Annotated in this window: 22 protein-coding genes; 13 read left to right on the top strand and 9 right to left on the bottom strand. The window is 45.9% G+C overall.

The window, feature by feature from the left end:
- Positions 1-22: 22 nt before the first annotated feature.
- The 5 genes from artP to R7P35_RS03070 all read left to right on the top strand — a co-directional run bounded on the left by artP (position 23) and on the right by R7P35_RS03070 (position 3650).
- Positions 23-751 carry an arginine ABC transporter ATP-binding protein ArtP gene (gene artP, locus R7P35_RS03050; RefSeq protein ID WP_017634245.1) on the top strand — a complete coding sequence of 243 codons (729 nt, stop codon included), beginning with the start codon at positions 23-25 and terminating at the stop codon, positions 749-751.
- Positions 752-839: 88 nt separating this feature from the next.
- The gene (locus R7P35_RS03055; RefSeq protein WP_047100941.1) at positions 840-1583 is read left to right on the top strand and encodes an arginine ABC transporter substrate-binding protein; all 744 of its coding nucleotides are present in this window, start codon (positions 840-842) and stop codon (positions 1581-1583) included.
- Position 1584: 1 nt separating this feature from the next.
- On the top strand, positions 1585-2274 hold the full coding sequence (gene artQ, locus R7P35_RS03060) for an arginine ABC transporter permease ArtQ (protein ID WP_042521067.1): 690 nt from the start codon (positions 1585-1587) through the stop codon (positions 2272-2274).
- Positions 2271-2939, top strand: a complete 669-nt coding sequence (artM, locus tag R7P35_RS03065; RefSeq protein WP_005388569.1) for an arginine ABC transporter permease ArtM — start codon at positions 2271-2273, stop codon at positions 2937-2939. The genes artQ and artM overlap by 4 nt, the downstream gene beginning before the upstream one ends.
- A gap of 138 nt (positions 2940-3077) precedes the next feature.
- Positions 3078-3650, top strand: coding sequence for a protocatechuate 3,4-dioxygenase (locus R7P35_RS03070; protein WP_042521065.1), 573 nt, complete (start codon positions 3078-3080; stop codon positions 3648-3650).
- A gap of 9 nt (positions 3651-3659) precedes the next feature.
- On the opposite strand, the gene R7P35_RS03075 is transcribed toward R7P35_RS03070, so the two are convergent.
- Entirely contained in the window at positions 3660-4490 is an 831-nt protein-coding gene (locus R7P35_RS03075) for a LysR family transcriptional regulator (RefSeq protein WP_042521063.1), read from the bottom strand.
- A 118-nt stretch (positions 4491-4608) separates the two neighbouring features.
- On the opposite strand from R7P35_RS03075, the gene R7P35_RS03080 reads away from it, so the two are divergent.
- A complete protein-coding gene (locus R7P35_RS03080) occupies positions 4609-5256 on the top strand; it encodes a glutathione S-transferase family protein (RefSeq protein WP_042521061.1) in 648 nt (215 codons plus the stop codon).
- Between the two features lie 84 nt (positions 5257-5340).
- On the opposite strand, the gene R7P35_RS03085 is transcribed toward R7P35_RS03080, so the two are convergent.
- Entirely contained in the window at positions 5341-6012 is a 672-nt protein-coding gene (locus tag R7P35_RS03085; protein ID WP_005388562.1) for a type 1 glutamine amidotransferase domain-containing protein, read from the bottom strand.
- A gap of 117 nt (positions 6013-6129) precedes the next feature.
- Between R7P35_RS03085 and R7P35_RS03090 the strand changes: the two genes are divergently transcribed.
- The gene (locus R7P35_RS03090) at positions 6130-7014 is read left to right on the top strand and encodes a LysR family transcriptional regulator (RefSeq protein WP_042521059.1); all 885 of its coding nucleotides are present in this window, start codon (positions 6130-6132) and stop codon (positions 7012-7014) included.
- 59 nt (positions 7015-7073) lie between these two features.
- Here R7P35_RS03090 and R7P35_RS03095 read toward each other — a convergent pair whose 3' ends face one another.
- On the bottom strand, positions 7074-8735 hold the full coding sequence (locus R7P35_RS03095) for an electron transfer flavoprotein-ubiquinone oxidoreductase (protein WP_042521057.1): 1662 nt from the start codon (positions 8733-8735) through the stop codon (positions 7074-7076).
- Positions 8736-8872: 137 nt separating this feature from the next.
- On the opposite strand from R7P35_RS03095, the gene R7P35_RS03100 reads away from it, so the two are divergent.
- A complete protein-coding gene (locus R7P35_RS03100; RefSeq protein ID WP_042521055.1) occupies positions 8873-9838 on the top strand; it encodes an electron transfer flavoprotein subunit alpha/FixB family protein in 966 nt (321 codons plus the stop codon).
- Positions 9839-9905: 67 nt separating this feature from the next.
- Here R7P35_RS03100 and R7P35_RS03105 read toward each other — a convergent pair whose 3' ends face one another.
- From R7P35_RS03105 to pdhA, 3 genes are read right to left on the bottom strand one after another with little or no spacing between them, the layout of a single operon-like run.
- Positions 9906-11054: a dihydrolipoamide acetyltransferase family protein gene (locus R7P35_RS03105; RefSeq protein ID WP_042521053.1), complete on the bottom strand. Its 1149-nt coding sequence runs from the start codon at positions 11052-11054 to the stop codon at positions 9906-9908.
- Complete coding sequence (locus R7P35_RS03110; RefSeq protein ID WP_042521051.1) at positions 11051-12034, bottom strand: alpha-ketoacid dehydrogenase subunit beta; 984 nt, start codon at positions 12032-12034, stop codon at positions 11051-11053. The genes R7P35_RS03105 and R7P35_RS03110 overlap by 4 nt, the downstream gene beginning before the upstream one ends.
- The gene (pdhA, locus tag R7P35_RS03115) at positions 12027-13121 is read right to left on the bottom strand and encodes a pyruvate dehydrogenase (acetyl-transferring) E1 component subunit alpha (protein WP_025998586.1); all 1095 of its coding nucleotides are present in this window, start codon (positions 13119-13121) and stop codon (positions 12027-12029) included. Before pdhA ends, R7P35_RS03110 begins: the two co-directional genes overlap by 8 nt.
- Positions 13122-13186: 65 nt before the next feature.
- On the opposite strand from pdhA, the gene R7P35_RS03120 reads away from it, so the two are divergent.
- From R7P35_RS03120 to yegD, 4 genes are all read left to right on the top strand, one after another.
- Entirely contained in the window at positions 13187-13381 is a 195-nt protein-coding gene (locus R7P35_RS03120; RefSeq protein ID WP_152560954.1) for a hypothetical protein, read from the top strand.
- 396 nt (positions 13382-13777) lie between these two features.
- Positions 13778-14098, top strand: a complete 321-nt coding sequence (locus R7P35_RS03125; RefSeq protein ID WP_005375836.1) for a DOPA 4,5-dioxygenase family protein — start codon at positions 13778-13780, stop codon at positions 14096-14098.
- A 324-nt stretch (positions 14099-14422) separates the two neighbouring features.
- On the top strand, positions 14423-15046 hold the full coding sequence (locus R7P35_RS03130; RefSeq protein WP_005375837.1) for a hypothetical protein: 624 nt from the start codon (positions 14423-14425) through the stop codon (positions 15044-15046).
- Between the two features lie 121 nt (positions 15047-15167).
- Positions 15168-16520 (top strand): molecular chaperone, encoded by a 1353-nt coding sequence (gene yegD, locus R7P35_RS03135; protein WP_005375838.1) that lies wholly within the window; start codon positions 15168-15170, stop codon positions 16518-16520.
- A gap of 339 nt (positions 16521-16859) precedes the next feature.
- On the opposite strand, the gene R7P35_RS03140 is transcribed toward yegD, so the two are convergent.
- Both R7P35_RS03140 and R7P35_RS03145 read right to left on the bottom strand, forming a co-directional pair.
- Entirely contained in the window at positions 16860-17333 is a 474-nt protein-coding gene (locus R7P35_RS03140) for a copper chaperone PCu(A)C (protein ID WP_042521048.1), read from the bottom strand.
- 93 nt (positions 17334-17426) lie between these two features.
- Positions 17427-17888: a hypothetical protein gene (locus tag R7P35_RS03145; protein WP_005375842.1), complete on the bottom strand. Its 462-nt coding sequence runs from the start codon at positions 17886-17888 to the stop codon at positions 17427-17429.
- Between the two features lie 439 nt (positions 17889-18327).
- Here R7P35_RS03145 and R7P35_RS03150 point away from each other — a divergent pair, with 439 nt between their 5' ends.
- The gene (locus tag R7P35_RS03150; protein ID WP_017634220.1) at positions 18328-19377 is read left to right on the top strand and encodes a hypothetical protein; all 1050 of its coding nucleotides are present in this window, start codon (positions 18328-18330) and stop codon (positions 19375-19377) included.
- A gap of 97 nt (positions 19378-19474) precedes the next feature.
- Here the strand turns inward: R7P35_RS03150 and R7P35_RS03155 are convergent, their stop codons facing one another.
- Positions 19475-19771, bottom strand: a complete 297-nt coding sequence (locus R7P35_RS03155) for a hypothetical protein (RefSeq protein ID WP_017634219.1) — start codon at positions 19769-19771, stop codon at positions 19475-19477.
- Positions 19772-19774 lie beyond the last annotated feature (3 nt).

Consider the following 19774-nt stretch of genomic DNA (forward strand, 5'->3'; position numbering starts at 1 on the left):
ACAATTAATGCGGTATGTCAGCATGACTATTCAGGTAAGCGGAATCAATAAATCCTACGGTGAGACACAAGTGCTTCACGATGTCAGCTTTAAGTGTGAAAGCGGCGAAACACTGGTGTTACTCGGTCCGAGTGGTGCAGGGAAGAGCTCTCTACTACGTGTTCTTAACCTTCTTGAAGGAGCGGATAACGGCCAGTTAAACATCGCTAATGACGCATTCGACTTTTCAACTGAAATCAAAGAGAAGCAAGGTTTAGCGCTTCGTCGTAAAGTGGGCATGGTGTTCCAACAGTACAACCTATGGCCGCATATGACAGTGATGGAGAACCTGATTGAGGCTCCGGTAAAAGTCGCTGGCATGGATAAAGAAGAAGCGAAGAAGCAGGCAATGCAAATTCTTGCGACGCTGCATTTGGCAGACAAAGCGGATGCATGGCCGATGCAACTTTCTGGTGGTCAGCAACAACGTGTGGCGATTGCTCGTGCATTGATGATGAAACCGGAAGTCTTGCTTTTTGATGAACCGACCGCTGCGCTTGATCCGGAAATTACTAACCAAGTCGTTAAGATTATTAAAGATTTAAGCGAAACCGGAATTACACAAGTAGTTGTGACGCACGAAGTGGATTTCGCCAAGAAAATCGCTAGCCACGTACTGTATTTAGAAAAAGGACACATCGTTGAGCACGGCACAAATGATTCGTTTTCTAACCCGCAAACCGCCCAGTTTGCTGACTACTTAAATCACTAAATCACGTTTTTAAAGTTCAGTCTATTTAACAGATAAGCTCGGCTGTCATTGCGAGTGTCAGCCCACTAAGTACACACGGAGTATTGCAATGAAAAAGATTCTACTAGCTTCACTAATCGGCCTTTCTTCTGCAACTATGGCAGCAAACGCAGCAGCACAAGAAGAGATCAAATTCGCGATGGAAGCGACGTACGCACCGTTCGAATACATGGATGAAAACAACCAAATCCAAGGTTTTGATGTGGATCTGGCGAATGCACTATGTAAAGAAATCGAAGCAAAATGCACCTTCCACAACCAATCTTTTGACAGCCTGATCCCAGCATTAAAATTCAAGCGCTACGATGCGGCAATCTCTGCAATGGACATTACTGAGGCGCGTTTGGAGCAAGTGAATTTCACGAATGCATACTATGACAACTCAGCAGCGTTTGTTTCTATCAAAGAAAAAGTGGCCGATCAAAAAGCACTAGAAGGTAAGCGTGTTGGTGTTCAAAACGGTTCAACACACCAAAGCTACCTGATTGAGCAAATGCCTGGCGTAACAGCGGTTCCTTACTCAAGCTACCAAGACGCATTCATCGATATGAAGAATGGCCGTATTGATTCTGTATTCGGTGACACAGCAGTCGTAGCAGAATGGTTCAAGAAAGAAGACAACCTAGCTTACGTGGGTGAGCACATCACTAACCCTAAATACTTCGGTAACGGTTTCGGTATCGCAGTAAATAAAGGTAACGACGAGCTAGTGAACAAGCTGAACACAGCACTGAAAACAGTGAAAGCAAACGGCGAATACGACGTAATCTACAACAAATACTTCGGTAAGTAATATGGCACTAACGGGTTACTCTTTATCGCTTGTTCAAGCTAGTTGGATGACTGTCCAGCTAGCCTTCACAAGCCTCTTAGTCGGTTTGATTCTGGCAGTGGTATTCGCCAGTGGTGAAATGTCTCGCCGCGTTTTCGTTAAATGGCCAATGACGGCGTTTGTGACGATTGTACGTGGCTTGCCAGAAATCCTTGTCGTGTTGTTCATCTATTTTGGTTCGACGCAGGTTCTGTTTTTAATCACCGGCGACTTTATTGAAGTTAGCCCGTTCTTGTCTGGCGTGGTGGCGTTGTCATTGATCTTCGCTTCCTACGCTTCTCAAACTCTACGTGGCGCATTAAAAGCCGTTGGAAGAGGGCAGAGAGAAGCAGCAAGTGCACTCGGCATCAGTCAAGCACACGCTTTCGTTCGCATTGTTTTACCACAAGCAGTAAGACACGCACTACCAGGTTTAACTAACCAATGGTTAGTTCTGCTGAAAGACACCGCGCTTGTATCACTGATCGGCGTGACGGATTTGTTGAAACAAGCGCAGCTAACATCTGCAGCGACGCATGAAGCGTTTACATGGTACGCAACCGCTGCGGTGATTTACCTAGGCATTACTTTGATTACACAACGTGCCGTCAAACTGATTGATAAGAAGTTCTCAATTCAAGGCATGAGCATGGGACAGGAGGCGACCGCATGAACGAACAACACGTTTGGCAAATGCTGGATGGCTTAGGCACTAGCCTCCAATTGACCGCCGCTTCCTTGGTTGTGGGCTGTCTTTTAGCTCTGATGATGACGCTGACTCTGATCCTACGTACTCCGGGTTTGCATTGGGTAAGTCGTGGCATCATCACCTTGTTCACAGGTACGCCTTTGCTGGTACAGATCTTCTTGGTGTACTACGGTCCGGGTCAGTTTGATGCCGTAAGAGAAAGTGTATTCTGGACATGGTTAAGCCAACCTTGGTTCTGTGCGATGTTAGCGCTAGCACTCAATACCGCTGCATACAGCACTCAGTTGTTCAAAGGAGCGTTTAACGCGATTCCTTCTGGTCAATGGCAAGCGTGTCGTGCATTAGGTATGAACAAAACCGCAACACTAAAAGTGCTGCTGCCATACGCTATTCGTCGTGCGGTTCCGGCTTACTCGAACGAAGTGATTTTGGTCTTCAAAGGTACGTCACTAGCAAGCACGATTACGATCATGGATCTGATGGGCTACGCGCAACGCATTAACGCACAAACCTACGACACGTTGACGGTATTTGGTATTGCAGGCGCATTTTATTTAACGGTAAATGGTGTGCTGACTCTCATTTTCCGTCAGGTAGAGAAGAAAGCATTGGCGTTCGAAGCCGCATAAACCTTCAATCAACACTCATCACTTAGTTTCACAGTGCCTCTGCAAATGACTCTCTTGCAGGGACATTTTTTATATTCGTTATGGCAAATCCCTCAAGTTCCACCAAACTTAATTCAACGTAATTGCATTGGTGGCACCATGGAAAGAAGACACTTTTTAGCGCTGTGGACATTGTTGTTCGTACCCTCTTTAAAAGCGAAAACACCAATGCGGCCAACGCCAGCACAAACTGAAGGGCCATTTTATCCAGTAGTGAACATTCCTCTTCGTCAAAACTTGATTCTGCAAACAGAAGGTTTGGTCGGTGAAGCTATCGTGTTGCAAGGTAAAGTCGTAGATACATCGGGAAACCCTGTCTCGGGTATCAAAGTAGAAATCTGGCAATGCGATGGGCAGGGGATTTACGATCATCCTAAGCAGCCAAATAATGATAAGTTTGATGCTCACTTTGCAGGTTTTGGCGCGGTAGAAACTCAATCGGATGGTCGCTACTTATTCCAGACTTTGTACCCCGTGCCTTATGCCTCTCGTCCACCGCACATTCACGTTAAGTTGTGGCGGGATAACCAAGAGCTTCTGACCACTCAGTTGTACTTAAAAGGCAATACTGGTGATGAATGGTGGGGTGGCAAAGCCCGAGATTATCTACAGTTTGAAACCATACGAACCGACGGGCGATTAACTGGCCAATTTAACTTTGTGATTGGCTAGCTAATCCGGTTAAGCCATTAACTCAACCAATTGCGCCAAGCATTCTTTATCCAGTATCGGATGAGGCTCGACGCCCGTGACCAAAACGATATCCACGGAAGGTAGCGATGGCATATCGTCTAAGATCTTAAGATCCTCGCTAACGCTAATACTGCCCATCGCACCGATAGCCATGCCTGAACGTACAATTGCTCGTTGTGCAGAAGCCGTATTGCAACATGCCAGTAGTTGATAAGGAGTGCCACGTTTGGTTAATCCGTCTACTGCTGCCGCATGGTATTTACAGTCGGTTTGGAATAGGGCGAGAGGGAGAGGTTGGGCGTTCTCAATGTCAAAATCAGGATGAGCAATCCACACGCCTTTGTCGCTCGCTAGCCAATAACCTTCTTCACTATCCGGTGCTCTTGTCACAATAGCGGCGTCTAGCTTTCCTTCATCTAGTTTCTCTCTCAAGGTGATGCTTGGCTCACTGAAGACTTGAATTGAACATGTGGGCTCAGATTGCTGTAATACGCGGATGACTTTAGGCAAGATATTGTCGTTGTAATCCTCTGGGCAACCTAAGCGAAGAGGGCGCTTGTTTTCATAGCGCCTCACTTGTTTCAGTGCTTGATTGTGCAAGCTAACCAATTGCTCTGCGTGAGAGCGTAGTGCTAATCCCGCTTCACTTAAGACAAGATTGCGACCTTCTTTTTCAAACAAACTGACGCTGAGTTCGTCTTCTAGCTTACGCATTTGCGCACTGAATGCGGATTGGGTGCGATTGATCTGCTTGGCTGCACGAGTGAAACTTCCCGTTTCGACAAAAGCCAGAAAGCTGCGTAACGCATCGATATCCATATCTAAAACTCATCCATCGTTTTTGTTGAAGTGTTCCATCAAAACTATCCGTTAGTCCCCTTAAATACAATCAGATATTGTGAATGGGTACTCAAAACACAAACCGCATGGAGGCGTCATGAAACTGTTTATTGCTAACCAAAACTACTCAAGCTGGTCACTGCGCGCATGGCTGATCTTTTCTCAATTCAAACTGGATGTCGAAGTCACCAAGCTCAAATTATTCACGGAAGATTTTTATAAGACCTTGGAAGGTATTACACCAACCGTGAAAGTCCCTACCTTAGTGGATGATGACGCAACCGTGTGGGATTCATTAGCTATTTTGGAATACGTTAACGAGCAATACTTACAAGGCAAAGCATGGCCAAGTAAGTCTGCGGAACGGGCTAAAGCACGCGCCATCGCATCAGAAATGCATTCGGGTTTCTTTAACTTAAGAAGCGAACTCCCAATGAACATCCGCGCACGCAGAAAAGTCGATCTAACGGAGGGAGCACGTAAAGATATTGCTCGCATTGACGCTATTTGGGCAGAGCAAGCAGAATTGCATCCAAACGGTTGGCTATTTGGAGAATGGTCGATAGCGGATGCTATGTATGCACCTGTGGTATTGCGTTTCCAAACTTACGGTATCGAGTTATCCGAAGGTGCCAAAGCTTACCAACAGAAGGTGCTAGCAAGTGAATCTTTACAGCAATGGTTGGAAGAGGCGAGCCAAGAAACGGATATCGTAGAAGAGGACGAGGCAGGGGAAGAAGTATAAGCGCATCTTGCGATCGCCTGTAGCAAGGGAAAGCATGACAAAGCACGCTTTCCTCTTCTAGGATAGTTGTAGTTTCCGGCGCGTTTAAGCTAGGTGTTCAACAATCGCTCTGCCTACGCCGTGTGCGCTCGTTGGGTTTTGACCTGTGATGACACGATCATCCACAATTACAAACTCTTGCCATGGTTGCACTTTAGAGTAGCGCGCTGCGCTGCGTGCAAGAGATTCTTCCAATAGGAATGGGATATCGTTGATGGTGCCGAAGTCGATCTCTTCTTCGCGAGTGAAACCTGTTACTGATTTAGACGCAAGCAGCTTTTCGCCATTGCTAAGCGTGATAGGAAGAAGAGCGCCCGGACCATGACAAACTGCTGCAACAATACCGCCATCTTCATAGTGTTTTGCAGAAATCTTGGCAAAATCTTCGTTGCTCGCTAGGTCTGAAAGAAGACCAAAACCACCCGGATAGAAGATCGCATCATAGTTGTCACCGTTGATTTGTGACACTGGAATCGTGTTGTTGATGCGGTTCTGGAAATCATCATCCGCCAAGATTTTCTCGTTCACTGCGTCGCCTTCGATGTCGGTTCCGTACAGTGGTGCTTGTCCACCTTTGATAGAGGCAATGTCGTAATCGAAGCCTGCACCTAGTAGCTCGCTAAGGGCATGAGTGAGCTCTGGCGCGTAAGTTCCGTTTGCTTGGTCAGTTTCACCAAGAGTCGCATGGTTCGTCACAATGATGAGTACTTTCTTCATGATGGTTTCCTTTTTGGCTTACGTGTATTTGTTGAACACCTTCATACTAATTGCTAAACAAATAAGTGATAATATGATTAATTGGCAAAACATTATTGCTATATAGCAAAGGTAAGTATGGACAGTTTTGAAGGCATCAATGAGTTTGTTACGGTTGCTGAGAGCTTAGGGTTTTCTGCAGCGGCAAAACAGTTAGGTTGCAGTACCAGTCATGTCAGTCGCCAAGTCACAAGATTAGAAGAGCGATTAGGTGTCGCTTTGTTAGCCCGTTCGACAAGAATGGTGAGTCTAACGGAAGCGGGGCAAGCGTATTATCAGCAGTGTAAAGAATTGGTGATTGGGCTTCAGCAAGCCAATGAACAGCTCACCACGCAGCAAACTCAGTTGAGTGGTACGTTACGCGTGAGTGCCGCTGGTGCGTTTTCTGAGAACCATGTAGCGCCTGCCTTGATGGCGTTTGCCAAGCAACATCCTAATCTCACGGTTGAAATTAACTTCAACACCAGCATGGTCAACTTTATTGAAGATGGTTTCGATTTTGCCATTCGTTACGGCAGGTTGAGTGATTCAGGCTTGGTTGCGAGAAAGCTGGTGGATCGTCCCATGGCAGCGGCAGCCAGTCAGCGTTATCTCGATGAACATGGTTTACCAACGCACCCAGAGCAACTCAAGCGTCATAGCTGCATTATTGCCAATAAGGACGTTTGGTTGTTTGAAAAAGACGGCAAGCCTTTAGATGGCGTAAAAGTGCAGGGCAGATGGAAGAGCAATAACGCACACACGGTCTTGCAAGCCTGTGCAGAAGGATTAGGTGTTGCGTACTTACCGAAGAGTAGTTTCAACGATGCTATTTCGTCTGGTCGTTTGGTGCCAATACTAGAGCCGTATTGGGGAAGCGGCAACAGCAGCTGGATTGTTTATCAGAATCGTCACTTTCTACCACTACGAGCGCGATTGGCTATCGACTTCTTGCTTGATCATTTTGTCGATTGGCAGGAGTAATGAGGCTCTGCCAATCGGTTTGTTTATCCATTTGTTAGATCGTCAACATACTAACGTATCTACATGTTTTGATAGCTTGGTCCGCCGCCACCTTCTGGTGCTTTCCACGTGATGTTTTGCGAAGGATCTTTGATGTCACAGGTTTTGCAATGCACACAGTTGGCGGCATTTATCTGAAACTTCAACTTATTGTTCACTTCCACCACTTCGTAAACCCCTGCGGGGCAATAGCGCTGACTTGGTTCGTCATACATGCCTAAATTCACATCAATTGGAATGTGAGGGTAAGTCAGAACAAGGTGACAAGGTTGATTCTCTTCGTGCTGTGTTCCCGACAAAAATACCGACGAAGGCTTATCAAAACTGATTTCACCATCTGGTTTTGGGTATGCAATTGGGTGGCACTCTTGTTTAGGTTTTAACTGCTCATGATCGTGCGAATAGTCCTTGATAGACCAAGGTAACGGCCTCTTAACCAGTGGTTGCCACAGGTTGTGTTCAAAAGTCGAAAGAGCACCGCCCAGTATGCTGCCAAACTTATGAATGTTCGCACCAAAGTTACGCGTTTCAGCGAGTTCGTCATACAACCATGATGATTCGAACAACGACTGGTAGTCTGGCTCAGAAGCTCCAGTTTGTCGGGCCGTATGTACCGCTTCTGCTGCAATGATTCCGGATTTCATTGCTGTGTGGCTGCCTTTAATTTTAGCAACGTTCAAAGTCCCCGCATCACAACCAATCAATAAACCGCCAGGGAATTGCTGTCTCGGCAGAGAGGAAAGTCCACCTTTCGCAATGGCTCTTGCGCCGTAAGCGATGCGCTGAGCACCTTTCAAATGTGGCTCAATAGCAGGATGGTGTTTAAAGCGTTGAAATTCGTCAAATGGACTCAAGTAAGGATTGCTGTAATTCAAGTCGACAATAAGCCCCACGGCGATTTGGTTGTTCTCCATGTGATAGAGAAAACCGCCGCCTGTGGTATTTGTTTCACTCAAGGGCCAGCCAGCGGAGTGGATAACACTGCCAGATACATCCTTACTGTCAGTGGGTAACTCCCATATCTCTTTTAGGCCAAGCGCGTAGTGCTGTGGTTGCTTTCCTGCATCTAGGTCGAACCTTTGAATAAGTTCTTTACCCAGATGTCCGCGACAACCTTCAGCAAAAAGGGTGTATTTTGCCCTTAGCTCGATACCTGGTTCAAAGTTAGGTTTGGCCTGGCCGTTCTTATCTAGTCCCATATCGCTCGTGTTAATGCCTGTCACTGCGCCAGTCTGATCATAATTGATGCTTGCAGCGGCAAAGCCCGGAAAAACTTCCACCCCAAGATTTTCTGCTTGGTTAGCGAGCCAACGGCAAAGGTTGGCAAGGCTAATTACGTAATTATTCTCGCTATTTATCATTGGACGCGGTGTAAGGATGTGAGGAACTCGAATATGGTTTTGTTCAGTAGTAAGATAAAGGAAATTATCTCGTTGAACCGAGGCTGCTAGCGGGGCGTCCATTTCTTTCCAATTGGGGAAAAGCTCATCTAAGGCACTAGTTTCAAAAACAGCGCCAGATAAAATATGTGCGCCCACTTCTGAGCCTTTTTCTACAACGCAAATTGAAAGTGCGTCACCTTCACTGTCTTGGCTGAGTTGAGCTAGCCGACAAGCGGCGCTTAAGCCTGCAGGTCCGGCCCCCACGATCACGACATCAAACTCCATGCATTCTCGTTCCATCTTTATGCTTCCTTTCTATTATCGTCATCTGCGTGACAGGTTTTGGTTTCTATACAGAAAACTATAGCTCAGTTGACGTTAACGTGAAGTGGACTAAGCTCAAGTAATGGATCTGACGTGTTATATGAGGCATGACCATGGAAGACCGACCATTAGCAACACTTGTGCTCGCAGAGCATGACAACCAATCGTTGGCTGTAGGGACGCTGTGTGCAATTAAAGCGGCATTTGAGATTAAGGATGATGATAAATCGCTTCCTGTTTCTGTGTTGCTTATTGGTTATCAGTGCCAATCAGTTTTGGATGAGTTGAATTGTGTTCAGGGTGTTGCAGAAATTATCTGGGTTGATGCGAAGGGATATGAACATGGATTAGCGGAAAATATCGCACCTTTGATCTCACAAGTAGCCAAAAACTACTCACACATTCTTTCTCCTGCCAGTACATTTGGTAAGAATGTGATGCCTCGTGTGGCGGCGTTGCTTAATGTTGGTCAACTTTCTGACGTGATGACAATCGAGTCTATCGATACGGTTATTCGTCCAATTTATGCTGGAAATGCATTGGCGAGAGTCACGTCGAATGATCCCTATAAAGTGATGACCATAAGAAGTACGGCTTTTGATGCCGCAGAGCTATCTGACACACCAGTTGTCCCTAAGCTTACTCAAGTCGACACGGTGATTATCAATAAACTTAGTGAGTTTGTTTCGCAACAAACGCCAGAAAGTGAGCGACCAGAATTGCCAGCGGCTAGAGTAGTAGTGTCGGGTGGTCGTGCATTCGGGAGTAAAGAGAAGTTTGTTTTAGTAGAACAATTGGCTGACAAGCTAGGTGGAGCGGTAGGGGCGTCACGAGCGGCGGTCGATGCGGGCTATGTGTCTAATGACCATCAAGTCGGGCAAACCGGCAAAATTGTTGCACCGGAGTTATACATTGCCGTCGGAATTTCTGGCGCGATCCAGCATTTGGCGGGAATGAAAGATTCCAAGGTGATTGTTGCAATTAATAGCGATCCTGATGCGCCTATTTTTGACATTGCAGATTATAGATTGGTCGGCGATTTGTTTGTGGTAATGCCTGAGCTGTTAGAGAAGCTGTAGATATAGTCTTGTTCCCTAAAACAAAAGGCTTCCAAATTGGAAGCCTTTATCATTTGATTTTAATAAGTTACTTTTCGCTCGGACGTTGCAGGTGCTCTGCAAGTACTTTCGTAAACCTTGCAGCTTCACCACCAGTACAAGCGCGATGATCAAACGTTACGGATAGCGGCATTGCTTTCACCGAAATTGCTTGACCATTTCTTATCACAACTCGGTCGAGTATTCGGCCCGCGCCGACAATAGCGACTTGTGGCGGTGTGACGACAGGTGTTGCGTAAATACCGGCAATCGCGCCGAAGTTGGAAAGCGTAATCGTCGCGTGCTGCAATTGCTCACGACCGATTTTTCTCTCTCTGATCCCTTCAACGGTTTGATCGAGCCAACGACGAACATCTTGTGGCTCGTATTCATCTGCGTGGCGCAAAACTGGTACGTACAATCCATGACGGCTATCTACTGCAATTCCTACATTGACCGTTGTGTGTACACAGCGTGTCATGGTTTCGGCATCAAACCAAGCGTTTAAAGCAGGCTCTTCTTTACACGCATGAACAATCGCTTGAACAAGGCGGATACTGATATCTTCGTTTGGCAGCCAATCTTCCAACAACGCTTCTTCCGTAATGGTTACGGCGGCAACATGTTCGTGCGATTCGGTCATAGACGACACCATGGTACGTCGAGCGCCTTTCAAAACTTCGGTGCCTGGACGCTGTTTTCCGGCTTCGTCGTAAATATCGGCATCAACGATAAGTCCGTTCGGGCCACTACCTGACACGAGGTTAAGATCTACCCCAAGTTTTTGTGCCAACAAGCGAGCCGAAGGCAGGGCGGTAACGAGGTTACTTTCTGTCGTGTTGTGGTTGCCACCAATCCAGAAATCATCAACGTTAACATGATGCGCTTGGTGAGAAACGCTACCGACGACGGTTGCGGCGTCAGCAGTGGCTTTTTTCTCTTCCGTTACTTCTATCCCGGCACCTGTTTCATCAATCTCTAGCAGTAATGTTCCAATATTGACGATTTCACCTTCCTCACCATGACGGCTGACCACACGGCCCGAATAGGGGGCAGGGACGTCTACCGTCGCTTTTGCTGTCTCTACGGTTAAGATCACTTGATCTAATTTAACCATGTCTCCGACATTAACGTGCCATTTGACAATTTCTGACTCAGCGAGACCTTCACCGAGATCGGGTAAATTAAACGTTTTCATTTCCAATCCTCCACGAGTTCGCGCGCTGCGGTCACAATGTCTTCTTTCTGAACCATGAAATAATCTTCGTTACGGTAATAAGGCATAATGGTGTCCATTCCAGTTACTCGTTTAGGTGGGGCTTTAAGTAAGCACATGGCGTGTTCAGCTGTTCGAGCTAATAGCTCAGATCCCACACCACAAGTTTTACTCGCTTCATGAACAACGAGTAAACGTCCAGTTTTTTCTAGTGAGCTGAAAATCGTCGCGGTATCAATTGGCTTAATACTCGCCAAATCAATCACCTCGACTTCAATTCCCTGACTAGACAAGGTTTGCGCGGCCTGAAGTGACTCTACGACGCATGCGCCCCAAGTAACGAGCGTGATATCTCGCCCCTTGCGTAAGGTGAAGCAGGTGTCGAGTGGGAGTGCTTCGCCGTTATCAACGACTTCAGATTTAACGGTGCGATATATGCGCTTCGGTTCGAAGAACATGACGGGATCATTGCTTCTAATTGCAGCGAGAAGTAAGCCGTATGCGCGTTGTGGAGAAGAAGGAATCACCACTTTAAATCCAGCAGTGTGAGCAAATAACGCTTCCACGCTTTCTGAGTGGTGTTCCGGAGCGTGGATACCGCCGCCAAATGGCGCACGGAAAACCGCGGGACAAGTGAGCCGACCGCGAGTTCTGTTACGCATTCGAGCCGCGTGGCACATTAAGTGCTCCATCGCAGGAAAAACGAAACCTTGAAACTGAAATTCGGCGACAGGTCGTAATCCTTGCGTTGCCATACCGACCGCAACCCCGCCGATTAAGGCTTCAGCGAGTGGCGTATCGATGACTCGTTTAAGACCAAACTCTTGCTTGAGTCCAACAGTGGCACGAAATACACCACCATTATCGCCCACGTCTTCACCTAATACGACAACATTGGGGTCTTGTTGCATTTCGTGGTGCAGGGCAAGGTTTACTGCTTCAACCAACGTTAGCTCAGCCATGTCTGCCTCCCTGCATTCTCATTGCCTTGTTGATGAGTTCATCTCTTTGTGCATGAAGCTCTTGAGGTAGCGATTCATACAAATAATCGAAACCGGTTTCTGGTGCTTGTGGCGGTAAGCTCAGATAGCGTTCAACAGCTAACTCTACTTGCTCTTTACAGTAATCTAGCCATTGCTGTTCTTGTTCGTCGCTCCAAGCGCCTTGATTAAGGAGATACGTTTTAAGACGTGCGATAGGTTCGTATTGCCATGCGGTTTGAACATCATCTTCTTTACGATAACGAGTCGCATCATCGGCCGTAGTGTGGTCACTCAGTCGGTAACTCACCGCTTCGATGAGTGTTGCGCCTTTCCCTTTTCTTGCTCTCTCAAGGGCGGTTTTAGTTGCATCATAAACGGCGACGACATCGTTACCATCGACAGTAATACCCGGTATACCTGCACCTTGCGCTTTTTCTGATAAGAAATCGGCGGCACATTGGAGACTACGCGGCACTGAAATTGCCCACTGGTTATTGTTTACGACGAAAACAAGTGGAATATTCCAAGTACCTGCGCAGTTTATTGACTCAAGAAAGTCCCCTTTGGATGTACCACCATCGCCGCACATGACTAGCGCAGCTTCATGGTTACCTTGAATTTTTAGCGCGGAAGCCACCCCGACAGCATGCGTACATTGCGTCGCTATGGGTACACAGTAGGGAAGGTCTCGGCTAGGAACCGGACTGCCCTCAGGAGCAAAATCACTCCCGCGCTCATCGCCCCCCCAGTATTGAAGGTTCTTTTCCATGCCAATGCCACGACACCACATCGCAGGCATATCGCGGTAGTAAGGGACAAAAACATCATCGGCTTTAAGTGCTCTGCCTACCGCAATGCCTATGGCTTCCGCGCCTAAGTGTGAGGGATAGGTCCCTAGCTTACCGGTGCGTTGCAAGGCAACTGCTTTGTTGTCGTAAGTGCGAGTTAATACCATGTCTCGGTAAAACCCGACCAATGTTTCAGTGTCAGCCCAGTTGGGTAGTTGGCCGACTAGGTCCCCACGATGGTCGATAAACCGATGCATGGGTAATGCCTGAACGTTCATCTCAAGCTCCTTTTGACGCTGCGGGTCTTTTGGACTGCAGCTATTCATACAAAACCAGAGTTTGTATGGGTACTCAAACTCTGATATCAGCGCAAAGGCCATACCTAAGGTTGCGTGTGCTTTCGATAGCGGTAGGCATCTGTTCGTCCCTTAAACTATTTGTCGATAACATCGCTGCGATTATTTCACCGCAAGATACAGAGAAAGGCTTTTCTGTATCTAACCCTCTAACTAAATCGTGGTATAGCCAGATACAATAAGTGTAAACAAATTGTTAAATTATGCTTCATTTTGACTTTCGCTCAGTAGTAAAGTTTTGCTTACACCCTAATTTTGCAGAGTAATATGCTGCTATTTTGTTGGTGGTATTTTTAAACTCGAATTTAATTACTGGTTAATGAAACATATTTGCAACAAAATTTGGCTGTAAAATTTGACAAAGTGAGTCATTATTAATGAATCAACTCAAACAGTTGCTAGATGATGAATTGCAAATTTTTGTTGTGCTCGAAGCCTCGACCTTATGAGAATGCATAACTTCTTCCCAACTGAGTGGAATCAAGGTAGGGTGACGGCATTACAAATGTATACCCTCGGCAGTCCTTGAGCTTATCCAAAGTAGGTGGTGCTCAAGTGGAAGTGATTATGGAGAAGTTATGTACCACGCTCATGTTTATTTTCCCCTAAGAGAACAAGATAAAGCGCAAGCCTTGAACGAGATCATCCGTCAAGAGCGTCAAGATGTGCTGCGTGTGTTTCCATTAGTTGGAAGGTTAGTTGGCCCACACAAGATGCCGATGTTTGAAATTCACCTAGAATCATTGAGTGAAGAGTTCTTGGCGTGGCTTGATACGATTCGAGGCGATTTTTCTGTGCTTATTCACCCAGTAAGCGAAGAAGAGTTGCTCGATCACACAGAACGCGCGATTTGGTTGGGCAGAGAGATTGGTGTATTTGAAGAAAAGTTAGAGAAATAGTTGCTCCTCTTGCCCATGCATGGCCGCTTTGAATCCTTCTCTTCTCATTGCGGTCACAGCTTCTGCTTAACGCCTCATCTTCATTGATGGGTGCGGAATCCCTCTCTTACGCTTTGCTGTAGCTATTTTTGTGCTAAACCTAAAAGTAGGCTTTCGAACTTCACACAAAGCGTGAAAATGTCGCTGTTTAGTATGCCGTTGAATGAATTTTGGTGGTAATAAAATAATAAGTCTTTGATAAATCAAATAGGTATAGCAGGGAAGTGCAGTTTACGACCCCAACGCCATTGGCAGTGGCGCCGATAATTTCTGAGGGGGAAGGGTATGTTTTCAATACTCTTGGTTATACTTGCACTCTATATATTTTGGCTGTTGTTTCGCAACGGGCCTGAGTTTGCCGGGCGTACCGCCCAAAAAAAACGTGACTGGGTTGGGCCTACCGCCAACAAAGAAGAGTGGCGAGGATTTTGTACGGATGTATTTCAGCCGTTCAGTTCTCAAACGACTTTCTACGCCATTGCTTATTTTGCCAATTACGTAGCAGCAGCGAACGCAATATCTTGGTCAACGATATACGAAGGCGATTATCCGGTCATCATAAGCCGATTTGGTAGCTACTTCATTTTAAGCACGCATGATGCACTGGTCGTAGCTGGGTTTATTGCGCTTGCTTTCTTTATCATTAATTGGCAACTTGCCATGCGCTGCTCTGGTATTCTTAGCCAGTATCTAGTGCGGATTCTTATTATTAATCAAAAGCGCTTTGTCGCGATTAGCTTGGTGTTTTGCAGCTACTTTTCGTACCTACTGACGCTTGGTATATTCTGGTTGTTCCATGATGGGTATTCAATCTGGCATGGATTAATGCTTAGCCCCGTGTTCCTGTTGTTAGCTTTACTGGTAGCGGTTGTTGTGCCATCTGCAAAAAGAGAAAGTAGTGTACCTTAGATAGGTTTTCCACGTTAAATTACACTTGATTTTGGGATAGTAATTCTTATGCCATTAAGTTAGCATTGCCAGCTTTTTAACGGTCAAAAGGCCACTAATCAGTGGGACAGTGGGAGAAACAATGTTTATCGGCTTTGACTATGGTACTGCAAACTGTTCAGTGGCTAAAATGGAATCGGGTGATCCAGTACTGCTTAATCTAGAAGGAAACAGCCCTTTTATTCCTTCCACCCTTGCTGCACCGACTCGTGAATCGGTATCCGAGCATTTATTTCGCCATCGAGATATTAAACCATTAGATCAAGTTGGTGAGCAGGTTTTACGCCGGGCAATCAATTTAAACCGAGAAGAAAGTATTGACTTAGAATCCGACGACATCGCGTTTGGTCAGGCTGCACTTAATCTCTATTTGGAAGATCCTCGCGATATCTATTATGTGAAATCGCCGAAGTCTTTTCTTGGTGCATCTGGCTTGCGTGATGTGCAATTGGCTTTCTTCGAAGACCTTGTCTGCGCGATGATGGACAATATTAAGTCTCAAGCCGAAAACGATGCGCAGCAAAGTATTACCGATGCTGTGATCGGCAGACCAATTAACTTTCATGGGCGTGGCGGTGAAACGGCTAACATTCAGGCTGAACGCATTTTGTTGCGGGCAGCGAAACGTGCGGGCTTCCAAAATGTGGAGTTTCAGTTTGAGCCTGTCGCGGCGGGCCTAGAGTATGAAGCGACACTCAGCGAAGATAAAATCATTCTAGTAGTCGATATTGGCGGTGGTACAACGGACTGTTCGTTGATCCAAATGGGACCGTCTTGGCGCGGCAAAGCAGATAGGACCGCAAGCTTGTTAGCTCACAGTGGCCAGCGTGTCGGCGGGAATGATCTTGATATCGCGCTAGCATTTAAGCAGCTCATGTTCCCTTTTGGCATGGGAAGTAAAATGGAGTCAGGCATTGTGATGCCGACTACCCAATTCTGGAACCCGATAGCAATCAATAATGTAGAAGCGCAGAGTGACTTCTATTCGCGAGAGAACCTATCAGCGTTAAAGTTGCTTCAAAAGCAGGCTCAAGAGCCAGAAAAACTTGCTCGTTTGCTAGAGGTGTATCATGAGTCTTTAGGCTACAACATTGTTCGCCGTGCCGAAGAGGCAAAAGTGGCACTTTCAGAACAAGCTTCTTACCGAACTGGCATCAACTTACTATCAGAAACGATTGAAGTTGATGTACAACGTGACGAAATGATCGAAGCGATCCAGTCGCCAAAGAATAAAATGACGGCGTTGGTGACAGAAGCGGTAGAGCAAGCTGGAGTTAAACCCGATGCTATCTTTATGACTGGAGGTTCGGCACGCTCGCCAATCTTGCGCGATGCGGTGCAAACCGTACTGCCAAGTATTCCGGTTGTCAGTGGAAACTATTTTGGCTCAGTAACTGCCGGCTTAGCTCGTTGGGCTGAGGTTTGTTTCAAGTAGAAAGAAAGCCGATTAACCGTGGGTCTTTGTTGCCAAACTTATGATTTCATTTAGGCTTGCCAAGTGATGGTTGGATAACTTTGTCGAGAGGTTGAGTTTTAAGCGGGTAGGGAACCTTTTTAGGATCTTAAGTCTTTCAAGGTCATTCTGAATAGCGAGGAACGAGCGTGATTTAGAATCTCTTGCCCGAGCACGCTGTTATGATATATGACGCCGTTTCGCCAAGCGTTATTTATCACCATTGTTCTGAAGAGTCGAGTTAGGACCTGTTGGATAATGATTTTGACTAAGCTGAGATAAAAATGCCCGCTAAATCAGCGGGCACTTTTGTTTGCGTCATTAATGATGCATGTGTTTTTCCATGTGGCCTTGTTTCTCAACCGCCATTTCCACTTCAACCTTACCTGCGTTTTTAAAGGTTAAAGTCATAGGGAAGCGGTCACCCTCTTTAAGAGTTTGTGTTGGATTGAAAATCATTAAATGGAAGCTGCCTGGCTTAAACAACACTGAGTCATTGGCTGGAACGCGCACTTCGTCAATCTTAATCATTTTCATCACACCATCTTCTTTCTTATGCGTGTGAATTTCGACATGCCCTGCGATTGGGCTTTCTGCTGCGATCAATGCATCTTCACTGTCACCGTGGTTGGTTAATTGAAAAAAACCACCGATAACAGGTGCGTTTGGTGGCGCTTCGCGGCTCCATGGATGGTCGATATGAATTTTTCCTGCTTCATAATCGTGCGCTAAACTCAGTGGGCTAGCGATGACAGCAATAAGCGCGATAGCGGCGGTTTTAAATGATTTAAGCATGTGTTTTTCCTTTTGAATGAATAGCTTCTCTGAATGGACAACAAACAGAGTCATCGTTATTTTTGAATAAAGTTGTCAATGATTAGATGCCTGTTAGGCAGGAAAAACACTCGGCGGAGAGTGCTTAGGCGCGATGTGTTTGTAAACGAACTTATCGCATTTTGAAAAATGATAAGTCGTCAGTGCATACTTTACTCGGCGCAGCCAATGGATGGTTGTCAGGTAAAGCCCAATCGCAACCAGAAGAAAGAATTGAACAGCTTGAAGAAGCGGACATTCAAACTGAAAGCCGTCGTGTAAGTTAAGATCTTGGATGAGCTTAGAAGAAGATTGAGCGTTAGCCTCAATCAACGTATTGATATCCACCCATTTGAAACCATCTGCGGTACACAGTAAAACCTTTTCACTTTGGACTTTGTTGAGCCAAGTTGTGCTGTGAACTTGTGTAGGATTAAGAGCGGCTGTGGACGCTAAATACAACTGAAACAACACCGCGATAATAACCGCAATAGCGTGCAAGCGATGGTGTTTGTGCTGTATTAGAGTGTTTTCCATACAATTGAGTGCTTATCTTCTTCGGCGCGGGATACTAACAAATTAACCAAACAATGTAATTATCAGTTTACTAAAAGGTGATGCAAGTGTGCATTATTTGTTTTGTTGCCTATTTTTAACGCTTTAATGTCTTGATTCGGCTGACATTCACAACCTCCAATTCAACTTGTCAGTCTTGCTTAGTCGCTTCTGAAGATACCGAATTAATCTCTCTTATATGTCACTGAAGCTTCGGTTAGTGGGTGTCGTGGTGGTGTTTTTACGTGCTAGATTTGGCTGATATCGATTCAAAATGCACACCGAATCTTCACTTGTTTTCCATTAACGGAATTATGACAGTAATTTAATAAAGGATACGGTATTCTGCGCTCCTTTGTACATGCCAGAAACGTCCGTCCTACTTAGTCGGAGGGGCGATTAATCTTAAGAAATTTCTCAAATGAAATACGAACAACAGATTGGATATCGATACCCTAAAGGTCGATTTGCCATGGTGAGTGTATATGCATTCACCGGTGCTGCGATTTTAGCATCGACTATTTTTTCTCTATTGCTATTTTTGTCTATCGACGAAAACCCGATGATGCAAACCTTATTTGGTGGTTTAGCGATCATTTTTGAAGCGGGTAAATTTTACGCTTGGTATGAATACGGTGAGCGCCGAGCCCATCGCAACTACACAGGAGCAGCAACCGCTCTCGTGTTTTATTTAGTTTTAGCTGCGATTTCCATTGGCGGTAGTATTGGTGGGATTAATAGTGCAACCAATAGTGCACAAAGTCATATTTCGGTAGAGCAGGCGAAAGTGGAAGCGTTTAATCGTCAGATTGCGGCAATCGATAAGCAGATTGAGCTCAACAATATGGCAGCGCAGAAATACATCGAGATGGAGCGTATCGCGACTGGTGTAACTCGCATTCAGGATCAAAACAAAACCTTACGTGAAGAGCAGCAACGCTTGGCTATGGAGCGTGATAGTTTACCGCCGGTTACGCAAGGCTCAGTGATTGGTTTGATTGATAGCCTAGCCAACGCATTTGGTACCACCTCTCAGCAAGCTCAGCTTGGCTTGGTTGTATTTCTTTCGATTCTTTTGGACTTCTTTGCTGCATTTTTTGTTGGCTTGATTGGTGAAGAGCAACGGTTCCGATATTTCTATCGCAGAAATGAGGGCATGATATTGAAAACAGTTCGCGATATAGACCCAGCGCCTGCGGGTTATCTTCCTCATATAAAAGAGGAAGAAGAGCAAGAAATACCAGCTGCGCCGGAGCCAGAAGAACCAAAGGAACCGAAAACCTTGTTAGAGCAAGTTAGCGATGCACTTAAAACGCATCAAATTACGTGCACCAAAAAAGCCGTTGCTAAACAGTTTAGGCTGTCTGCGGAAGAGGTAGACAAGGTATTTGAAGAATTGGCAGAGCTCGGTTTAGTGGGGAAAAAAGCCAACCACCATTATCATTGGATAGGTGAAGCAGAAACCGCATAATTGGTTATCTATTAGAGTTCGGAAAGAGCGTCAATCGGCGCTCTTTTTTTTTGGGAGGGGGGAGTTTCGCTATTAAAGTTAACTACAAGAAAGCGTATCAATCTTTATTGAGCTTTTTGGTTACGTCTTTCACCGTTTTCTTCTCTTTTTCCGGTGTCATTGCATCAACAGCTTTACCCGCCATCCCTTCATCTGGCAATTTGTCTTTTCCTGCATCAACTGCGGTATCTTTCAGTGCCTCTTTAGGCGTACAGCGACCCCCAACACCAACCACGGCTTTTGTCGCAGCGGCTTTAGCTGCCTTTTCTGCATCGCAGTCAGGATCCATAACGCTAGCTAAGCTCGTGGCTGAACCAAAAAACAAGATTAACAAAATGAGGTTGCGTTTTTTCATATT

Source organism: Vibrio sp. Vb0304 (genome assembly GCF_033338995.1).
GTDB classification, from domain to species: Bacteria; Pseudomonadota; Gammaproteobacteria; order Enterobacterales; family Vibrionaceae; genus Vibrio; species Vibrio alginolyticus.